Here is a 19,179-nt window from a genome sequence, read left to right on the forward strand (position 1 = left end):
CACCGCAATCCCCCTGTGGGAGCAAGCCCGCTCCCACACCTAGCTTTGTGCACGCCCCACAATCTCCGTCAGTCGCCAATGTGGCGACTGGCCGGCGCGGCCGCAACGCCTTGTCTACACTCCACTGCACTACGGAGAGTAAGCGCTAAAGGAGTGCTCGATGTCTCCCCGACTTCGTTCCAGGCAGCGTGGTGCGATTGGCTTGATGGCGGCCCTGACCCTGGGGCTGGCGCTGGTCTTTCTGTTGCTGGTCGTCGATAGCGGGCGGCTGTACCTGGAGAAGCGCAAGCTGCAAGGCATCGCCGACATGGCCGCGCTGGAAGCGGTGCAGCGCAACGGCAATTGCATACCGGCCACCAACACCGCGCCGACCTTTGCCGGCGCCAGCGCCACGCGCAACGGCTATGTCATTCCCCCCGGCAGTGCGCTGGACGTGCGCTGCGGCGTGCTGAGCACCAATGCCAGCAACCTGCGCGTGTTCAGCCAGGACTCCACCAAGACCGATGCCATCCAGGTGACCGCCTCCCGCCCGGTGTTGACCAGCGTTGCGGGTGGCGTCTGGACGCTGGTCAATGGCAACGCCTACAACGTGATGACCCAATTGACCGCCAGGGCCGTCGCCGCGCCGAAGATTCTGCCGCCGCAGGCGCAGTTGACGATCAAGTCGACGGTGCTGACGGTCGACTCCAGCAAGTCGGACGCCCTGGACCTGCTGTTCGGCAAGCTGCTGGGCGGCAACCTGTCGGTGGGCCTGGCGGGCTGGCAAGGGTTGGTGGGCACCGATATAAACCTGCTCAGTTACCTGAACCAACTGGCGCTGAACGTGGGGGTGCAGGCAGGCAATTACGATGAGTTGTTGGCCAAGAACCTCAAGCTCGGTCAGTTGGTGGATGCAGCGGTCACGGTGTTGCAGGCCGGAGGCAGCACCGCCTCGGTGGCGGCTGCGGCGGGAGCGGCGAAGATCAGTGCGCTGGTGGGCAACCTGGACGTGACGTTGGGCAGCTTGATGCAAGTGCAGACCGGCGCGGTGTCCGCGGGGCTCAATACCACGGTGAATGCCTTCCAGTTGATCGAGGCGTTTGTGCAGTTGGCCAACAAGACAAGTGCCGTGGTTGCCGACGTGCCGGTGACGCTGCCCGGGGTCACGACGAATCTCAAGATCAAAGTGATCCAGCCGCCGCAGTTGTCGGCGATTGGCGATCCCACGTACGCCAAGAACAAAACCGATGCGACGACGCGGATTTATGTGCGCACGGCGCAAGTCAGCGTTGGGCTGACGGTGGGGCTGCCACTCCTCGACACGGCGCCGGTGAACCTGGTCTTGAACGGGTTGCTCGGTCCGCTTTCTGACGTTTTGAATAATTTGTTAAGCCTGAACCTGGGCGGGACGGTGTCATCGTTGTTGTGTGTATTGGGTGGTTACTGCGAGCGTACAGACCTGAAAGTGCTGTCCTCTGCCTCCAACCCCCCTATCACTGGCGTGGATGTGATTCTGGAATTGGGCAGTGCTGAAAGTTATGTCACCGGGTTCACCTGCGTGAGCGACGCGACCAAAACCTTGACTACCCAATCCAACGCCTCGGTAGTCACCGTCAAGATCGGCCAGACTCCCACGTTGATCAACTCACTGGCCTCCAGCCCGCCGTTGAGTCCTGTGCCGCCGTTACCGGTGGTCGACATCGGCGCGATCACCTGCTTCAAACCGCTGCTGGGGCTCGGGCCGACCACGTGTGACCCCGCGACACGCAAGGCGTTTTATGGCGGCGGGATCGGGCTGAGTATCAACAGTACTGTGGGGACGACCACTGCGGCCCTCGGTGCTCACACCTATAATCAACCGCCGGAAATCAAGCAGCCGGCGCTCTACTACGCATTCTCGACCACCGGTCTGGTGGGCTCGCTCAAGACGACATTGGCGGGCATTCAGTTCCAGGTTTACAAACCCACCGGCTTCAACCTGCTGGGCGGCTTGCTGGTGACCAGCGCAACGTTGCTCAATGATTTGAATACCACGCTGGGAGGGCTGATCGGCAATGTGTTGAGCCCAGTCGTCGACCCACTGGTCAACGGCCTGCTGAACACCCTCGGCATCAACCTCAACCAGGTCGAAGTCGGTGCCAACCTCAGTTGCCGCCCCCATGGCCAGGCGGCGCTGGTGAACTAGGCCAGCGGCAACTCCACGCAAAACCGGGCGCCGTGCTCGCCGTTGCTGACGCTCAGGCGTCCGCCCATGTTTTCCACAATCCCATAGCTCACCGACAACCCGAGGCCGGTGCCTACGCCAATCGGCTTGGTGGTGAAGAAGGGTTCGAAGATCCGCTCCAGCAGGCGCGGGTCGATGCCGCCGCCGTTGTCCTCGACCCAGATGCGCACGTGGCGGCCGTCACGCTCGCTGTGCATGGCGATCCAGGGGCGCAGCTCCGGCTGTTTTTCACGCTGGCCGAGCAACGCGTCGCGGGCGTTGACGATCAGGTTGATCAGCACCTGTTCCAACTGGTCGACGTGGCCCTTGACCTGCACCGTGAAGTCCGGCGGTGTCAGGCGCAGCTCCACACCCTTGCCGCGCAAGCCTTCGCTGAGCAGCGACAGCGTACCCTCCACCGCCTGTGCCGGGTCGAAGGGGTGCTGCTCGACTTCCGAGCGGCGGCCGAACACGCGCATATGGTCGACCACCCGCGCCGCGCGCTGCACCTGGGTGTCGATGCGTTGCAGTTTTTCGGTCAGGTAGTCGATTTGTGCATCGCCATCGCGCACGCGCTTGAGCACATTGACGATGGCCATGCGCATCACGTTCAACGGTTGGTTGATCTCGTGGGCCAGGCCCGTGGCCATTTCGCCGAGGGTGGCCATTTTGGCGCTCTGGGTCAGTTGTTGCTGGGAGCGGCGCACTTCGGTGTTGTCGCGGCCCACAGCCTGCACTTCCATCAGCGCGCCCTGCTCATCGAACACGCCGCGGTCTGACCATACCCACCAGGCATGTTCGCGCCCCGGCAGTTGCAGGCTGATTTCGGCGGTGCTGACCGGGAACTCCGGCGTCAGTCGGCCAATGCGCTGCACAAAGCTATCGCGTTGTTCGGCCGACAGCCAATCCGCCAGGTTCAGCCCCGGCAATTGTTCCGGGCGGCACTCCAGATAGTTGGCCAGCGGGGTGTTGCCGAACGTCAGGGTCAGGTCGGGGCGGTAGCGGCAGATCATCGCCGGTGAGTCCTCTACCAGGATGCGGTAGCGTTCCTCGCTTTGCTTGACGTGCTCCGCCGCCAGGGTTGCCTCGGTCACATCCAGCCACAGGCCCACGGCTTCGACCGGCAGGCCCAGGTCGTCGCGCAGCAGCCTGGCTTCGTCGAGCAGCCAGTGATAGTTGCCTTGCTTGTCCTGCACGCGATAGCGGCTGCGCACATTGCCTTCGCGCAGCAGTTGGCGGGTGCGTTCGAAATACAGGTCGCGGTCGTCGGGGTGCAGCCATTCGATCAGGCTGGCGGCCGTGCATTCGGCGAGCGTACGGCCGAGCAACGGCAGCAGGCTGTCGCTGAAAAACAGCGGTTGCAGGGTGCCTTCGACGTAGCGCTGTACATAGATGATTGCCGGTGAGCTGGCGATCAGGTTGTCCAGCCGGGCGTGGGCGGCAGCGGCTTGCTGTTGCTGGTTTTTGATGTCGCTGATGTCGAGCATGAAGCCGACCAGCCGCCGATGGTTGCCGACGCCCAGGGCCTGGCCCTGGACGCGATACCAGATGGGGTTTTGCGCGGCGTCGAGACGGTGCAGGCGCACGCTGGTCGACAGCGGTTTGCTCAGGGTCTGCAAGTCGTGCAGGCGGCTGGCGAGTTCCTCGCGGTCGGCGGGGTGAAACAGCCGCAGCCAGTCGCTCAAGGTGTGGCGTGTGGTGGCTTCGTCGGGGTTCAGGTGCTGTTGCAGCTGGGGCGCCAGTTGGATGTCGTCGCTGAGGTTGGGCAGTTCCCACCAACCAGTGCCGAGCAGGCCTTGCAGGGCTTCGAGGCGATCCAGTTGCTGTTGATGGCGCTGTTCGCGCAGGCGGCTGAGCAGGGGCGCGGCGAGGGCTGCGGTGAGTTGCAGCCAGTCGCGCTCGAAGGTGTCTTGGGCGTGGTAGAAACCGCACAGCAGCCAGGCGGCGACGCCATGGTCATCGCGATAGGGCACCAGGAACCCCTCGGCATTCGCAAAGATGCCTTGCAGGCGCGGATGCTCGCTGTGGCCGTGGGTGAGGGTCAGGCTCAACGGCGCGGTGCCGCCCAAACTGTCCAGGGCCGCGCCGAGTGCCTGGCCATCGTGCCACAGCACCGGGGCGTCAAACGTGCGGTATTGGCTGTGGACCCGCCAGCCCAGGTCCTGTTCGTCGAGCAGGGCGATGGCGACACAGGGAATCTGAAAGTGTTGGGCAATGCTTTGCAGGTTGTCCTGCACCACTTCCGGCAGCCGGGTCAGGCTGCACACGCGCAAGCGTTCGCTGACCTGGGCGCTGAGCAACTGGTGTTGCTCGCGGGCTTCGGCGTGCTCGCGGTGGCCGATCAAGTCGCCGATGTCCAACAGCTGCAAAACCCAGCCGTCGCCGCTGGGCTGGATCCAGCCACGGGTTTGCAGGGGGCGTCCAGCGAAGCCATTGAAATCCAGGTCGAGGTTTTGGCCCTGCCAATCGGCGGGGCTGCCCTCGATCACCACGGCGCTGTGGGCACACAGGTAGTCCACCAGCGGTTCGGGATGTTGCTCGGCGGTGTGTTTGACCAGGCGATGACGCAGCGGACCGTGGGTTTGCAGGACGCGGCCGAGGTTGTCCAGGTCAATCTGCAAACCGGCGTTGACGGGGACGTGCGCCGCGGGCAGGTGTGACTCGGGCGGGCGGCCGAGCAGGCGGTCGAAGAACTTTTCCCCCGAGGTCAAAATTGCAGGCTCGCTTGGGCCGACAGCGTGGTGGGCAGGTTGGGCACGGTGCCGAAGCCCGGCAGCACCAGGAATGGCAGGACGCTTTTGAGGTTGTCGGAGGGGTAGTTGATTTGCACGGTCAACAGGTTGCCGGCCGAGTAGGTGGCGGTGACATAGCCCGGGACGAATTTGAACGCGGCAGGCAGCCACTGCAATTGAGCCTGGGCGGTCGCCACGGCACGTGCGGTGACGGCGCTGGAGTAACCGGGGGTGGTGGGGTCCAGTGCAACGCTGCGCCTGACACCCTCGGCCGTGGCCTGGTTGAACGATTGCAGCAACAGCAACGGCAGGCTGTAGCTGACCAAACCGTAAAACACGGCAAAAAAGATCATGAACACCATCGCGAACTCAAGCGCGGCGGCACCTTTCTGTTTTCTGGGGAGGCCCTTTCTCATGACTGCGTCTACCCTGACAACGACTACCTGATATCAGCATAGAGTCATTCAGTAAAAAGGGATTTTTTTTACGTGATTCACAGCCTCATCGTGTTTGCCTGGCTGGCGCTGTGCGCCGTGCAAGATACCCGTCAACGCCAGATCGCCAACCGCCTGACCCTCGGCGGTTTTGTGCTGGCACTGGTTTACCTGGTGTGGAGCGGTTCCACCTGGCTGGGCGCGACGCCGGCCGAGGGTGCCTGGGCATTTGCCCTTGCCGTGGTGTTCACCTTGCCCGGTTATGCCCTGGGGCGTCTTGGCGCTGCGGATGTAAAACTGCTGGCGGCCCTGGGCCTGGCGAGCAATTGCACGTACTTGCTCGGCACGTTTGTCGGTGCCGGCCTGGCCAGCGTGGTGTGGCTGCTGTTGGCGCCAAAATTGTGGCCGCTGATGAATCAAGGGCTTAGAAATGCCCTTGAGTACCTCGGCCCGCACCAGTCAAAAAAACAGCCCTTCGCGCCATTTTTGTTGGCCGGATTTACCCTCGCCTGGCTTTGGAACCCACTGATCGCAACGTAGCGTAGCTCTATGTACATAGTCGGAAAGTGCGTCTACGTTTATAGCCAGGATGTGCGAAATAGACGCGGTTGTACCGTTTTGAACCGATTTTTGCTTGGCCAGGCATGGAGTAGCGCGTGAACAAGCTTATCTCTCAGATGAAAGTCCTCGTGGTCGACGATCAGCCCTTGATCGTGGAAGAGTTGTGCGAATACCTCGAAAGCAGCGGTTACCGTTGCGTGCCTTGCGATTCAAGCCGGCAGGCCATCGCGCGGTTCCGTGAAGACGCTGAAATCGCCCTGGTGCTGTGCGACCTGCACATGCCGGAAATGGATGGCATCGAGCTGGTCCAGGAACTGCAACGCCTTGCCGGCAAACGCCGCGCCTTCGAGGCGATCATGCTGACCGGGCGTGCCGACAAACAGGACGTGATCAAGGCGCTGCGGGCGGGCATCGCCGATTACTATCAGAAACCGATCAACCTCGAAGAACTGCTTGAAGGCCTGCAACGCCAGGAGGCCGCGCTGCATGAGCGCCAGAAGGATCTGGAACTGGGGCAGTTGAATCAGAAATTGCAGTTCCTGTCCGCGTCGATCGACGACCTTTACCACGACCTCGACAAGGTGCGCAGCGGCCCGCAACCCGCCACTGATGAAGCCCTGGGCGACGACGTCGAAAGCGCCGAAATGCCGGTGATCTTCAAGCAACTGTCGCCGCGCCAATTGGATGTGGCGCGCCTGGTCGGCAAGGGCCAGACCAACTACCAGATCGCCTGCGAACTGGGCATCACCGAAAACACGGTGAAGCTCTACGTGTCCCAGGTGCTGCGCCTGACCCACATGCACAACCGCACGCAACTGGCGCTCGCGCTGTCACCCGCCAGCGCGTCGATCCGCCAGCGCGTGAGCGCCCACTAGTTACTGCTGCCACTCTTCGCGGCGCCACCCTGCTTCTGGTCGTAGTACTCGGGAATGGGGTGCTTGTAGCTTTCGATCAAACGTTGCATGGCCTGCTCGCGTTCCGCCGGGGAGGCTTTTTGCGCTGTGGACGAAGCCAATTGCCCGGTGACCTGCATCTGCAGCCAGCCTTCGGTCTGCTGTTGATAAGGCGATGACGGGCCGGGCTCGATGGCCAGTGCGCTCAGGGGCAGGGTGGCCAGCAGCAGGTGGGCGAACGGTTTGAGTGTCATCTGAATACTCCCTCGGATACTTATTTGACGGGCACTTGCCGTGCGTCGCTGACGGTTGCCACTTGCTCCCTGGCGCGGGGCGCCGAGCGCTTGAGTTGTTCGGCGCGGAGCTGGGCCTGGGTGAATTGCTCCGGGCTCAAGCCAAAGCGGCTGACCAACTGCGACGCCTGCGTCCAGTTGTCCTGATAGATCAGCAGGGTGACCAGGTTGACTGCCGCCAGTGAGCTGCTCTGGTTGAGTTCCATGGCGGTGAGGAATTCGAAGCGCGCGTCCTCCAGGCGCAACTGGTTGAGGTAGACCACGCCGAGGTCATTGCGGATTTTCTCGTCGATGGGCGACAACCTGGTTGCCCGCTGCAAATGCTCCATGGCCTGGCCGTTATCCCCTTTGGCCACCGCCAGTTGGCCCAGCCCGTGCTCGCCCTCGGCCGCCAGGCACGTGCCGAGCAGGCCGCGATATAACCCTTCGGCCTCGCTGCGCCCCAGCAAGCGGTAGACCTTGGCTTTGCGCAGGCGCACCTGCGGCAGGTTGTCCGACAGGTTCTGCAGATTGGCCAGGCTGGCGTGCAGCTTGCCGTCGTTGGCCATGTCGTCGGCGAGGTTCAGCGACAGCTCCTGGTCGGCGTTGGGCTTGGTGCAACTGCCGGTGCCGGCGAACCCGGCCCAGGGAGCCTGGCCCATGTTCGCGCAACCACTGATCAGTAGCAGGCTGCAGGCGGCAAACAGTAATTTCATGGTGCGTCCTCTCAAGTGCCGATGGCCTTGGATATGGCGATAAACCCCGGGCCGGCCAGTACGATCAGCAGCGCGGGAAACAGAAAAACCATCATCACCACCGACATCTTGGCCGACATCTTGGAAATGAATTCCTGCATGCGCGTCAGGCGCCGGTCATCGAGCAGTTGCTTGAGCGCCTGCAACGATTTCATCGCACCGCCGCCCTGATACAGCAGCTGTTGCAGGATGGTGCAGGTGTCGGTGAACTCATCCACGCTGAGCATCAGACTGGTTTTGCTCAGTTCTTCGCCCAGCTCCAGGCCCGAGTCCACCCGTGCCAGCACCAGGCGCAACTCGGCGGTCAGCACCGGCATCAAGGTCTGGGAGTCGTTGGACATGACCCGCAAGGTTTGCTCCACCGCCATGCCGGACTCGAACAGGATGCGCAGCAGTGGGATAAAGGTCGAAATCTCCTGGGCGATCTGCTCCTGGCGCCGTTTGGCGACGGAGGCCAGCACACGTTTGGGCAGCAGGTAACCGACGGCAAACCCGAGAAACGGCACCGGCCAGACATGGGCGACGTCCGGGAAAAACAGGCTTTGCACCAGGATCGTCAGGCCCAGCAACAGAATCGGCGCGCCCACCTGGCAGGCGGCGAACATCGAGCGCTGGCTGGCCTTTCTCCAGCCGATGCGGTTGAGCAGAGTCTGGGTTTCGTTGTCCAGGCTGATGGTGCGCTGGCCGATGCGCGTATTGCCCAACTGACGCAGCAACTGGCCCATCTTGTCATCGCGTACGGTGTTGCCCTGTAGCCGCTGGCTGACCAGCCGCTGCTGGCGACGATGGGCGAGCAGGTTGATGACCAGCAGCGCGAGTGCCGCGAAAAACAGGGCGATGCTGATCATCACGGCCATCTCAGACGCTCCTCAGCATGCGCCACAGCGCCACGCACCCGAAGACCTGCATGCTGAAGGCGCCGATCAGCAACCATTGGCCGCTGTCATCGGCCCACATGCCCACCAGATACGTCGGGTTGGTCAGCAGGAAATAGCCCGCCACGCTGACCGGCAACAACGCCAGGACCACCGCGGTGACCCGGGTTTCGCCGGTCATTGCGCGCAGTTGGCGCGCACCCTGGTCGCGCTCGCGGATCATCTTGATCAGGTTTTCCAGCAGCTCGCTGGCGTTGCCGCCATACCGATGGTTGACCTTCAAACCGAGGGCAAACAGGCGCAATTCATCCTGTTCATACAGCTCGGCGAAATCGTGGGTGGCCTCCGGCAGGCTGACGCCCAGCAGCACATTGCGCTTGATGCGGCCCATGGCGGTGCGCAGTGGGTCGTCGCTGGCGTCGATAGCGTTGAGCACCGCATCGGCCAGGGTGCGCCCGGATTTGAGACTGCGCACCGCGTGATCGAGCAACTGCGGTAGCTGTTCGATCATGCGCTGCAAGCGCCGTTGATAGCGCAGTGAAATGTAGAAGCGCAGGATCAGCGGCGGCCCCAATAGCATCACCAGCAATCCCAACCATTCGAAGGCGAGCAACCCCAGCACTACGCCCAGTGCCCACAAGCTCAGCCACAGCCCCAGGCGTTCGGTCGGCTTGCCCAGGCCGGCACGCATAAAGGCGCGCTCCAGGCTGTTGAGCAGTGGGTTGCTTTCCTGGGTTTGCGGCTGCCCGTGGGCCAGGCGCTCCAATACGCGGTCGGTCTGGGCCTGACGTACCCCGCGACGCATCAACTGCACGCCGAGCAACAACATGGCCAGGGAGGTCAGCGCGAGCAGTATCGGACCAAGCATGGGGCACGCCTCCTAGTGCGGCAGGTGGCTCTCGCGGCGCAGCTTGTCGCCGGCGGGGTTGATGGCCTCGCGCAAGAATCCGTAGCCGGTGCGCTTGTCGAGGCGGAACAAGGTATTGGTGACGTAGATGTCATCGCGCACACCGACCACTTCCACCACTTCGGTGACGCAGCGGCGGCCGTCGGGCAGGCGTGACAATTGGATGATCACGTCGAGTGCCGCGCAGATCATCTGGCGCAGGGTTTTTTCCGCGATCAGACGCCCGGTCAGGCCCACCAGCGTCTCCAGGCGCAGCAGTGCGTCCTGGGCATTGTTGGCGTGCACGGTGCTCATCGAGCCGTCGTGGCCGGTGTTCATTGCGGTGAGCACATCGAGCACTTCGACGCCACGGATCTCGCCAAGGATGATGCGGTCCGGGCGCATCCGCAGGGCGTTGCGGATCAGGTCGCTGGCCTTTACTTCGCCGTGGCCTTCGGCATTCGGCGGGCGGGTTTCTAGGCGTACCACGTGGGGGTGGCCCAGTTGCAGTTCAGCCACGTCTTCGATGGTGACCAGCCGTTCATGGGGGTTGATCAGTTGGCTGAGGATGTTCAGCAAGGTGGTCTTGCCGGTGCCGGTACCGCCACTGATCAGGATGTTGCAGCGCTTGCCCACCGCGCCCTGGAAGAACTCGAAAATCGGCTGGTCGATGGTTTGCATCGCCACCAGGTCGCTGCTTTTGAGCATGTCCTTGCGGAATTTCCGGATCGACAGGCACGGCCCATCCAGGGCAATCGGCGGGATGATCGCGTTGACCCGGCTGCCGTCGGGCAGCCGCGCATCGACCATCGGCGAGGACTCATCCAGGCGCCGCCCCAACGGCGCGAGGATGCGCTGCATGACGCGTTCCACGTGATGGTCATCGATAAACCGCAGGTCACTCTGGTGCAGCAACCCCTCGCGCTCAACGAACACCCGATGGGGGCCGTTGACCAGGATTTCAGTGACGGAGGCATCGCGCAGCAGCACTTCCAGCGGGCCGAAGCCGGTGAGTTCGTCGACGATCTCTTCGGCCAGGCGTTCCATCTCGTAGCGGGAAATCGCCAGGTGCATGCGGGTGATGTATTCGCTGACCTTGTCGATCACAAACTGCGCGAGGGACTGGCGTGTGCCTTCCAGCAGGTTGCGCCCCGACTCCTCGATGGCATCGATGATGTAGCGGTGCAGTACCAGCTTGAGGCCGTCATGGTCGGTGTTGCCGACGGCGCTGCGCCCGCCCGGCCCGCCGAACAGTTTGTCGCCGCTCATTTGGTGCTCCAAAGACGGGTCAGCCAGTTGGCGGTGGGTTTCTCAAGGCCTTCGGAGCGCTTGGCCAAGCGCTCGCCGAGGTTGCGCAAGCCTTGGGTCAAGGGTTCGCGCGGGGCCAGGGTGAACAGGCTTTGGCCCTGATTCTTGGCGTTGAGGCGGATCTCTGCACTCAGCGGCAATATGGCCATCACCTCCAGGCCGAAGGTTTTGCCCAAGGCTTCGGCCTCGGGCGCGGCGCCTTTGATGTAGCGGTCGATCAGCAGCCGCCCGTGTTCGAGTTTCATGCCCTTTTCGCGCCAGCGATTGAGCACCGCCAGGTTGCGACGGCAGTCGAGCACACTCTGGTCGGTGCACCACAAGAGCTTGTCGCAGTGGCTGACAACGGTGCGCAGGGCGTCGCTGTCCGGCTGCCCGGTGAGGTTCACCACGATGTGCTGGAAGTGTTGGCGCAGGGCGCTGAGCAGCATGTACAGCTCGGCGGCACTGGTCTGTTCCAGGGGATCGTCGCCGTCGGTGTAGGCGAGGATCCGCAACCCATCCTCGGCCTGGGTAAAGGCGCTGTTGATCAGCGTGGCGTCGAGGCGGCGCAGGTGGCGCAGGGCATCGCCAAAGTGGAACGAGCTTTCCAGGCCGAGCAACGCCAGGCTGTCGCCCCGTGGCAGGCCCAGGTCGAGCACCAGGGTTTGCTGGCCACTTTTCTGCACCACATGGGCCAGGTGGTCGGCCAGCATGGCGCCGTCGGTGCCGCACTGGGTGCCGTACAGCACGGTCAGGCCGCCCAGGTGGCTGGTGTGGGCCACGGCGGGCAGGCGTTTGCCCAGGCGCCGGACCAGCCCCGCCACTTCGCTGGAACGCGAGCCGTAGGCGACAAAGTCCCGGGCCCCGGCGCGCATGGCGTTCAGCACCAGTTGGTTGTCCATGCCGTCGCCCAGGGCCACGATGGCCAGCATGGGCTTGGCCTCCAGGGCGCCTTCGATCAGAGCGCACTGGTTGCTGACGTTTTCCCGGTCCAGGCCGATGAACACCAGGTTGGCGAAGGTCACGTCTACCAACGCCAGCAATTCGTCGAGGCTGCCGCTGCCGGCGCTGACCACTTGGCCGAGGGGCGCGAGGGCACCCTGCAGCCATTCCAGGTCGGTGCCGTTGCGGGTGATTGCAAGGAAGGTCTGGCTCAGGCTTTCACTCATTGGGACAGTCCCGTGCGTCGGTCGAAATTACCGTTTTCGAGGAAGAACAGGCGATACCAGTTCGGGTCATAGCTGCGCAGTTTTTCCCCTGGCAGCGAAGGCAGTTGCGCGTTGGCGGCCAGGGGTTGGACCAGGTGCGGGGTGACGATCATCAGCAGCTCTTTTTCTTCGCGGCTGATGTTGGAGTCACGGAAAAATGCACCCAGGATCGGGATGTCACCCAGGCCGGGAAACTTGGCGATGGTCGAACGGTTGTTGGTGCTGATCAGCCCGCTGATCACGAAGCTTTCGCCATCGGCCAGGGACACGCTGGTGTCGGTGCGGCGCACGGTAAGCGCGGGCACCTGGATGCCCTGGATCGCGATGGCGTTGCTGTAGTCCAGTTCGCTGACTTCCGGCGCCACCTTGAGGGTGATGCGGTTGCGGTCGATCACCGTGGGGGTGAGGGTCAAGCGGATGCCGAATTCCTTGTACTCGATGGAGATGCTGTCGCTGCCGGAACTGGGCACCGGAATCGGCACTTCGCCGCCGGCCAGGAAGGTCGCGCTCTGGCCGCTCAGGGCCACCAGGCTGGGGCGTGCGAGGGTGTAGGCGAAGCCGCTGCTTTCCAGGGCATTGATCATCGCCTTGACTCGACCCCCGCCGAAGCCGACGTTGAAATTGTCGGTACTCACCGGCAGTTTGAACACGCTCTCCGAGGGCGAGACGATGCTCGGGCTGCTGACGAAGAAGTTGGTGCCGATCCCCAGGAACTTGATGCTCGCCTCCTTGAGCTTGGTGCGGCTGACTTCAACGAAGCGGATGTCGGTCTGCACCTGGCTGGGCAGCGAAGGGTCATCCGACGGCGACAGCGACTGGCTGGTCAACGCCGAAGTGGCCTTGCCTTTGACGAACACCATGGTCTGGCGCGGGTTGGGCGAGCAGGCGGTCCAGATCATCAGGGTGGTGGCGCCGGGCGCGACGCCGGTGAGCAGGAAGGCCTGGTTGCCGTTGACGTGTACGTCGGCGATTTTCGGATCGCCGACGGCCAGCCGGGTAATGGCGACCGGCGACTGTATGGCCTGTTGCAGCCCTTCACCCACCTCCAGCGTGGCGGGCAACTGCCCCAGGCTGGCGCAGTTGGCGGAAGCCGCCTGGGCGGCCGCGACGGGCAGGCTGAGGGTGATGACGGCCCAGAACACTCGCGAAAACTTCGGCATGGAACGACTGCTCATTCAAGGCATCCTTAGCGCTATCAGGGCGTTTGTTGAGTGATCTGGTTGCCGCGTATGACTTCGACCCCAGAGCGCCGTGGGGCGCCCGTGGTGGCGGGCCGGTTGAAGTTGCCGAGGGGCGGCGTGGTGAGCGCCAGTTGGTTGAATTGGTAGAGATCGCGCTTGGCGCTGTCGAGGTTGGCCATGGCGTCGGTGCCGCCGCTCCAGTAGTGGCTCAGGCGCTGCTCGTCGGCGCTGCGTACGGCCAGGCGCAGGTTGCCGGCTTGTATGGCCAGGACCAGGCGGGTCATCAACTGTTCAGGCACCGCCAGCAACACCGTGCGCGCACTGGCGCGGTTTTGTTGTTGCCTGGCCTTGTCTTCCTGGGTGACGGGTACCGGGGAGCCGGGTTTGCCGTCGTTGGTCAGCCCCAGCTGATCACCCACGCCCAGCAGGCGCAGGGCCGGGATGATGGTTTGTGCGGAGGGTTGCGGGTTGCCGTTTTCCTGGCGCAGATAGAGCATCACGTCAACGTAGTCACCCGGGTTGAGTTGGCCGCCGGCGCCGGTCACTTCATCCACGGCGACCGCCAGTGCGCGCTCATCGGGGCGGATCATGCGGGACAGGTTGCCGCCGGCGCTGAAGCTCTCTTCGGTCAGCCAGGTGCCGGCTTCCAGGGCGCGCCATGGGGCGCGGCCGACTGCTTGGTCCAGGCGGGTCAGGCTGCCGGCGGGCACGGTCTTGAGTTTTTCCACGCTCAGGTCGGCGGCGGTCAGCGCGACGAAGGGCGGCACGTCATGGATCAGTACGACCACGGGTAGGCGGGTCGGGTCTTCGACGGGAGCCACGGGGGCGTTGTTAATGACAGGTGGCGCGACGGCGGTGATGGGCTCCGGCCGGCTCAGGACGAGGCCCCAATACCCGGCGATCAGCGCGCCGAGCAGCAATATCACGGCCAGAATCATGCTGATACGACTGCTCATAAAGGCTCTCCCTTTCCTGCTGCCGGGCCTGCCATCGGGTCCGTCCAGCTACTACGCAATCAGTGCATTCTGGGCTTCTGACTATTTCGCTATTTGAAGGTAGTAGAGCTAGGACAAAACGCCATTAATCCGTCTGAATATTATGCGTCGCCACACAAATACAGGGGGTTTGGCGCCATGAAACTGACTAATACTTTGTGATTAGTCGCTTGTTACAGTTGTCGGGAGTGGATTTGCCGACAATGCTCTTGAGGCATAGCAAGATCATGTTGCAAGCCCGCTACATCGCGCTTCCTGCGCAAAGGAGAAGTCATATGTTCAATATGTTCCTTGACGGTATTCGCAAGGTGTTCATCAAAATCCAGATCCTGTCGTATGGCAGGGAAGGGGCCTCCGGTATTGAATATGCGATTGTTGCAGCGATGTGTGCGGCGGTCATCGGGGCGTTCATGTCACCTATCAGCACCAAGGTGAAGGCTATCTTTACTTCCATACAAACCGGGATCGGTACTTGATATTTTAATGCGTTGCGTTCTCCTCTTTAGTTTGACGGAGCTCTACATGCACATCGAAGACAGCATTCGCAGCGCGTACGTGAAAGTGCAAGTAATGGTGAGCGCCAGGGACGGCGCCTCCGGCATCGAGTACGCCATTGTGGCGGCGATGTGCGCGGCGGTGATCGGTATTTTCATGACCCCGATCAGCGACCGTGTGAAGGTATTGTTCAACCTGATCGAAACGAGCCTGCTGTCGACTTGATCATTTTATTGACGCGACTAACCTGAGTACATTCTTAGTGTCAGGATCTTTTTCCATGAGCCTCCCTGCCTCGTCTTCCCGGCAACAAATCCTCTTGGTGGACGACGAAGAAGACGCCCTGATCGAACTCGCCGAATCCCTCGCAAATGAGGGATTTGTCTGTTTCACCGCCACCTCCGTGACCTTCGCGCTACAGGAACTGACCCTCAACCCCGACATCGCGCTGATCATCACCGACCTGCGCATGCCCGAGGAAAGTGGCATCTCCCTGATCAAGCGCCTGCGCGAACACACCGACCGTCAGCACCTGCCGGTGATCGTGATGTCGGGTCATGCCGAAATGGATGACGTCAGTGACATGCTGCGCCTGCAAGTGCTGGATTTGTTTCGCAAGCCGATCTATCTGGTGCGCTTGATCGATACCCTCAACAATCTGTTTCCTCTCCAGAAACGCCATCTCTGACCTCAATGGCGAGGGAACAAGCGTCCTCGCCACAGGTTTACAACCCTGCCGTTCAGAGTTGATAGCTGAAGCTCAAGGTATAGCGCGGCCGCCGATCAAAGCTGTCCAGCGCGACGTCCGACATCGGCTTGGCCGCTTCCAACGCAATGTTGTAGTACTTGCTGTCGCCAAAGCGCAGGCCGACGGCCGCCGAGGACAGGTTATTGCCCTTGACCGGCACTTCGTTGAACCACGTTTTGGCGCGGTCGAACACCACGTAGGGTTGCAGGATGCGCACCCAGTCGCCGGCGCGGTTGTAGCTGTAGTTGACCTCGTAGGCCACGCCCCAGCCCTTGTCGCCGGAACCCTGGTCATCCGGGTAACCTCGGCCGAAACTCTGCCCGCCGAACGTGGCGCGTTCGCTGTCGGGCAGGGTGTCGTCGCTCCAGTAGAACGCCCCCGACAGCACGCCCTGGAAGTTGCTGGCGAACAGCTTGTTGCTTTGCACGCCGGACAGGCGCAGGCGGAAGAAGTCGAGGTCGGGTTTTAGCCCTTGCAGATCGCTGCGGGTCTTGGCGCCCATGCCGTTGATGCCTTGGTACAAACCGGCGCTGAGGATGCGCAGTTGGTCGCTGTCGGCCTTGCGCCAGTCGCCTTCGAAGGCCAGGGCGCGCAGGTTTGTTTCGACATCGAAGCGATTGGGGAAACCCACCAGTTGATAGCGGGTTTTCTGGTCGACGCCGTACAAGCGTGTACCCAGGCTCAACGACTCGGTCGGCGAGGCGATCAGCGGGTGGCTCAAACCAATGGAGAATCGGTCGATGGCCTGGTGCGGCTTGAGCTCGAAACCGCCGCCCAGTTGCAGGTTGGTGCCTGGGTCGGCGCGGTAGCGTTCGCCCGAAAGTGCCAGTTGGGTGCCCTCGGCATTGATGAATTGGCTGTAGGCGGCGCGGTAGTAGTGTTCCTTGTCGTCGCCCGGCGGGAACAGGCCACTGACGGTCAACTGCTCGCCCATGGACGTCTGGGAGTTGCTGGTGGCGCTGAGCAGCGCTTGCAGGCCGCCACGGCTGGCCTGGTTGAGGCTCATGCTGGTGGTGAACGGCTTGCGGCTGGCGGTGATCTGCATGCGGGTGCCGCCGTCGGTGGTGCCCGGTGGCGGCACTTGCGCCTGGAGCGTCACGCCCGGTATCGCGCCCATCAGCGTGGTGTAACGCTCGAAGGTCTTGCGTGTGAGGGGGCGTTCGGCCTTGAGTTTGTCCGCGAGTTTGGTGACGTAGGCCGACACCGAGCCGATGTCGCCCTGCACTTGGTAATCGCGGATATAGCCCTCCACCAGCACCACGTGCACCAGGCCGCCTTCGAAATGTTGTTCCGGCAGGAACGCGTAGGACAGCAGGTAACCGTCCGCCTGGTAGCGCCGGGTGATGCTGCGGGTGGCTTCGATCAGGTGGGCCAGGTCTGTTTCGTGGCCAATCAGCGGCTCGAACGCCTGGGCCAGTTCCTTGAGCGGGTAGACCGTGCCACCGTCGATCTGCAGTTTGCGGATGGTCACTTTGGTGTCCATCAATAAGGGTCTTGCTTCGCTGGCTGCGGGCGTCGGCAACTGGGTCTGCGGGGTGTTCGGTCGATAGGCATCGGCGGGCAGGTTGGGCACGGGCAGGTTGCGGATGGTGTCGTTGCTATTGAGGAAGCTGGGCAGGGTATCGGCGTGGGCGTAGGCACTGAGGGTGAGCAACAACAACGGCGTGAAAGCGCGCATAGGACACTCCATGGTCAAAACTGCTGCAGCGTTTCGCAGATTCCCGCCGGGCTCTGGGGGCGCGGTTCGGGTGCCTTTCATTGGCGCTAAAAAAGACGAGAGACTTACTGGGTCTCTCGTCTCAACCAAGCGTAGGCGCTGTAGGGGAGGCCGTCTAATCGGCCAGGTGCAATTCTATTTATTGCCAATCAGGCCTCCGAGCAGGCCGCCGTTGCTGCTCGTACCGGCGCTGGCGCTGGCAGATGCGCTGCCGCCCAGGTTCAGGCCGCCACCGAGCAACCCACCGCCGCTGGTGCCACCTGTGACCACGCCACCCACCGAGGCCACGGTGTTGCCGACGGCGTTCACAGTGCCGCCCAAGGCATTGGTGACCGGGTTGGCATTGGTGCCGACGATGGCGCCGCCCAGGTTGCTCACAGCCCCGCCGACGTTGGTGACCAGGCCATTGACCGGAGCGCCGAGCCCAGTGGCGCTACCGACGTTCTGCGTGAGGCTGGTGACGCCGCTGGTGACCGGGTTGAGCGCGCCACCCACGCTGGTGGTGAGTGCCGCCACTGGCGCACCCGCTGCGCTGTTCGGTACGCCGCTGCCGCCGAGCAGCGTGCCCAGGGATGCCACGCTACCGCCTGCGTTGCCGCCCGTGATGCCCGCCGCACTGACCAGGCCATTGGTGTTGCCGGCATTGAGGCCGTTGCCGGCGCCGGCGATCACGCCGCCGATGAGTTCCGGCAGGCCGAGGTTGGTTGTCCCCGTGCCGCCACCCGTGCCGCCGGTTGGGTTGACGTAGCCCCCGGCGCTGGCGACCACAGTACCTGCGCCATTGAGCACGCTGCCCACCGCGCCGGTGACTGGGTTGCCAGTGCCGCCCGCACTGGCGACTTGATTGCCGAGACCGTCGACGGTACTCCCGACTTTATTCAGCAGGCCGCTGACAGGGCTGTTCAGGCCGGTTGCGGTGCCGACTTGGCCGGTGGTTTTTTCCACCAGCGAGACCACGGGCACCAGCACTCTGGCGCCGACGGCGTTGGTGACCGAACCCAGTGGGCCGGTGGTGCTGGCGGTACTCAGGGTGTCGCCGAGCATGGTCACGACGTTGCCGACATTGTCGACTGCCCCGCCGACCACCGGCGCGACACCGCTGACCACGGGCACGCGCCCGAGCAAGGTGGCAACGTTGGTGCCGGTCGTGCTCACGCCATCACCCAGGTCCGAGACACCGTTGCCGACCCCGGCGAGGGTCGTGCCCAGTGCGTTGCTGTCAGTGCCGAGCGTGCCCAAGCCGTCCGACAGGCCAGTGCCGATGCTGCCCACTGCGGTGCCAGTGGCAGTCACCAGGCCGCCGGCGGTAGCGCCGACAATCGGCAGGTTGCCCAGTTGAGTGCCTAGGCTTTCGACCGCGGTGCCGGCACCGGTCACGGTAGTGCCCACGGTGTCGACGACGGTGGCGGTGACCAATGGCGTGGTCGTGCCGCCGGTGCCAGTGCCAGGACCGGTGGTGCCGCCACCTGTGCCGCCACCTGTGCCTCCTCCAGTACCTCCGCCAGTGCCGCCACCAGTTCCACCTCCAGTGCCGCCGCCAGTACCACCGCCAGTGCCACCTGTGCCGGCAGTCGTATCGTCGGTGGAGGACGAGCCGCCGCTGTGATGCCCACCACCGCCGCTGCTGCAGCCGCCGAGTGTCAGTGCTACGGCGAGGGCGAGTGCGGTACTTGCTTTCCAAAACACTACTTGAGTTTTCATGATTGAGTTCCTTGCACCTGTACAACCTGAGTTGTCTTCAAACACTCGCTATTTCTTTGGATAGCGATGGGTTTGTCCGTGGAATCATCACAGGCCTGGGGCAACTTTCGCGCAATGCTCAACTTGGTATTAACGATTTATATAGGGAGGGCAAGTCTGTACTTGGCGATTAATACGAAGGGTGTAAGGGGAGGATGTATATATATTAAAAAACATGGGGTTGAATGAAGGGGCGGACTTTATGAAGTCCGCTATCA

General features: G+C 62.9%; 18 protein-coding genes. 6 read left to right on the forward strand and 12 right to left on the reverse strand.

Features of this window, described 5'->3' with window-relative positions:
- Positions 1 to 160: 160 nt before the first annotated feature.
- Positions 161 to 2,164, forward strand: coding sequence for a pilus assembly protein TadG-related protein (locus LIY36_RS10850; RefSeq protein ID WP_226455678.1), 2,004 nt, complete (start codon positions 161 to 163; stop codon positions 2,162 to 2,164).
- Here LIY36_RS10850 and LIY36_RS10855 read toward each other — a convergent pair.
- Together LIY36_RS10855 and LIY36_RS10860 are read right to left on the reverse strand one after the other, a co-directional pair.
- Positions 2,161 to 4,893 (reverse strand): PAS domain-containing sensor histidine kinase, encoded by a 2,733-nt coding sequence (locus LIY36_RS10855; protein WP_226455679.1) that lies wholly within the window; start codon positions 4,891 to 4,893, stop codon positions 2,161 to 2,163. The two genes, LIY36_RS10850 and LIY36_RS10855, sit on opposite strands and share 4 nt — an antisense overlap.
- Positions 4,890 to 5,330: a TadE/TadG family type IV pilus assembly protein gene (locus tag LIY36_RS10860; protein WP_226455680.1), complete on the reverse strand. Its 441-nt coding sequence runs from the start codon at positions 5,328 to 5,330 to the stop codon at positions 4,890 to 4,892. The genes LIY36_RS10855 and LIY36_RS10860 overlap by 4 nt, the downstream gene beginning before the upstream one ends.
- A 72-nt stretch (positions 5,331 to 5,402) precedes the next feature.
- Between LIY36_RS10860 and LIY36_RS10865 the strand changes: the two genes are divergently transcribed.
- Together LIY36_RS10865 and LIY36_RS10870 are read left to right on the forward strand one after the other, a co-directional pair.
- Entirely contained in the window at positions 5,403 to 5,888 is a 486-nt protein-coding gene (locus LIY36_RS10865; RefSeq protein ID WP_226455681.1) for a prepilin peptidase, read from the forward strand.
- 116 nt (positions 5,889 to 6,004) lie between these two features.
- A complete protein-coding gene (locus LIY36_RS10870) occupies positions 6,005 to 6,784 on the forward strand; it encodes a response regulator transcription factor (RefSeq protein ID WP_226455682.1) in 780 nt (259 codons plus the stop codon).
- On the opposite strand, the gene LIY36_RS10875 is transcribed toward LIY36_RS10870, so the two are convergent.
- From LIY36_RS10875 to cpaB, 8 genes are read right to left on the reverse strand one after another with little or no spacing between them, the layout of a single operon-like run.
- Positions 6,781 to 7,056, reverse strand: a complete 276-nt coding sequence (locus LIY36_RS10875; protein ID WP_192300175.1) for a DUF3613 domain-containing protein — start codon at positions 7,054 to 7,056, stop codon at positions 6,781 to 6,783. The genes LIY36_RS10870 and LIY36_RS10875 overlap by 4 nt on opposite strands.
- A gap of 20 nt (positions 7,057 to 7,076) precedes the next feature.
- The gene (locus LIY36_RS10880; RefSeq protein WP_226455683.1) at positions 7,077 to 7,790 is read right to left on the reverse strand and encodes a tetratricopeptide repeat protein; all 714 of its coding nucleotides are present in this window, start codon (positions 7,788 to 7,790) and stop codon (positions 7,077 to 7,079) included.
- Between the two features lie 11 nt (positions 7,791 to 7,801).
- Positions 7,802 to 8,686, reverse strand: a complete 885-nt coding sequence (locus LIY36_RS10885; RefSeq protein WP_192300173.1) for a type II secretion system F family protein — start codon at positions 8,684 to 8,686, stop codon at positions 7,802 to 7,804.
- Between the two features lies 1 nt (position 8,687).
- On the reverse strand, positions 8,688 to 9,572 hold the full coding sequence (locus tag LIY36_RS10890) for a type II secretion system F family protein (protein WP_226455684.1): 885 nt from the start codon (positions 9,570 to 9,572) through the stop codon (positions 8,688 to 8,690).
- Between the two features lie 12 nt (positions 9,573 to 9,584).
- Entirely contained in the window at positions 9,585 to 10,859 is a 1,275-nt protein-coding gene (locus tag LIY36_RS10895; RefSeq protein WP_226455685.1) for a CpaF family protein, read from the reverse strand.
- Positions 10,856 to 12,046, reverse strand: coding sequence for a pilus assembly protein (locus tag LIY36_RS10900; protein ID WP_226455686.1), 1,191 nt, complete (start codon positions 12,044 to 12,046; stop codon positions 10,856 to 10,858). The genes LIY36_RS10895 and LIY36_RS10900 overlap by 4 nt, the downstream gene beginning before the upstream one ends.
- On the reverse strand, positions 12,043 to 13,260 hold the full coding sequence (locus tag LIY36_RS10905) for a type II and III secretion system protein family protein (RefSeq protein ID WP_226455687.1): 1,218 nt from the start codon (positions 13,258 to 13,260) through the stop codon (positions 12,043 to 12,045). Before LIY36_RS10905 ends, LIY36_RS10900 begins: the two co-directional genes overlap by 4 nt.
- Before the next feature lie 20 nt (positions 13,261 to 13,280).
- A complete protein-coding gene (gene cpaB / locus LIY36_RS10910) occupies positions 13,281 to 14,222 on the reverse strand; it encodes a Flp pilus assembly protein CpaB (protein ID WP_192300168.1) in 942 nt (313 codons plus the stop codon).
- Between the two features lie 323 nt (positions 14,223 to 14,545).
- Here cpaB and LIY36_RS10915 point away from each other — a divergent pair, with 323 nt between their 5' ends.
- Genes LIY36_RS10915 through LIY36_RS10925 form a run of 3 tightly spaced genes read left to right on the forward strand, consistent with a single transcriptional unit; the run spans position 14,546 to position 15,444 of the window.
- Positions 14,546 to 14,737 (forward strand): Flp family type IVb pilin, encoded by a 192-nt coding sequence (locus LIY36_RS10915; protein ID WP_192300282.1) that lies wholly within the window; start codon positions 14,546 to 14,548, stop codon positions 14,735 to 14,737.
- A gap of 46 nt (positions 14,738 to 14,783) precedes the next feature.
- Positions 14,784 to 14,981: a Flp family type IVb pilin gene (locus LIY36_RS10920; RefSeq protein ID WP_192300167.1), complete on the forward strand. Its 198-nt coding sequence runs from the start codon at positions 14,784 to 14,786 to the stop codon at positions 14,979 to 14,981.
- Positions 14,982 to 15,036: 55 nt separating this feature from the next.
- Entirely contained in the window at positions 15,037 to 15,444 is a 408-nt protein-coding gene (locus LIY36_RS10925) for a response regulator (protein ID WP_192300166.1), read from the forward strand.
- A 52-nt stretch (positions 15,445 to 15,496) separates the two neighbouring features.
- Here LIY36_RS10925 and LIY36_RS10930 read toward each other — a convergent pair whose 3' ends face one another.
- Positions 15,497 to 17,182: a ShlB/FhaC/HecB family hemolysin secretion/activation protein gene (locus LIY36_RS10930; RefSeq protein ID WP_226455688.1), complete on the reverse strand. Its 1,686-nt coding sequence runs from the start codon at positions 17,180 to 17,182 to the stop codon at positions 15,497 to 15,499.
- Positions 17,183 to 17,356: 174 nt separating this feature from the next.
- Positions 17,357 to 18,922, reverse strand: coding sequence for a collagen-like triple helix repeat-containing protein (locus tag LIY36_RS10935; RefSeq protein WP_226455689.1), 1,566 nt, complete (start codon positions 18,920 to 18,922; stop codon positions 17,357 to 17,359).
- Positions 18,923 to 19,179: the final 257 nt, after the last annotated feature.

Source organism: Pseudomonas sp. AF03-9, assembly GCF_020515815.1.
Classification (GTDB): Bacteria; Pseudomonadota; Gammaproteobacteria; order Pseudomonadales; family Pseudomonadaceae; genus Aquipseudomonas.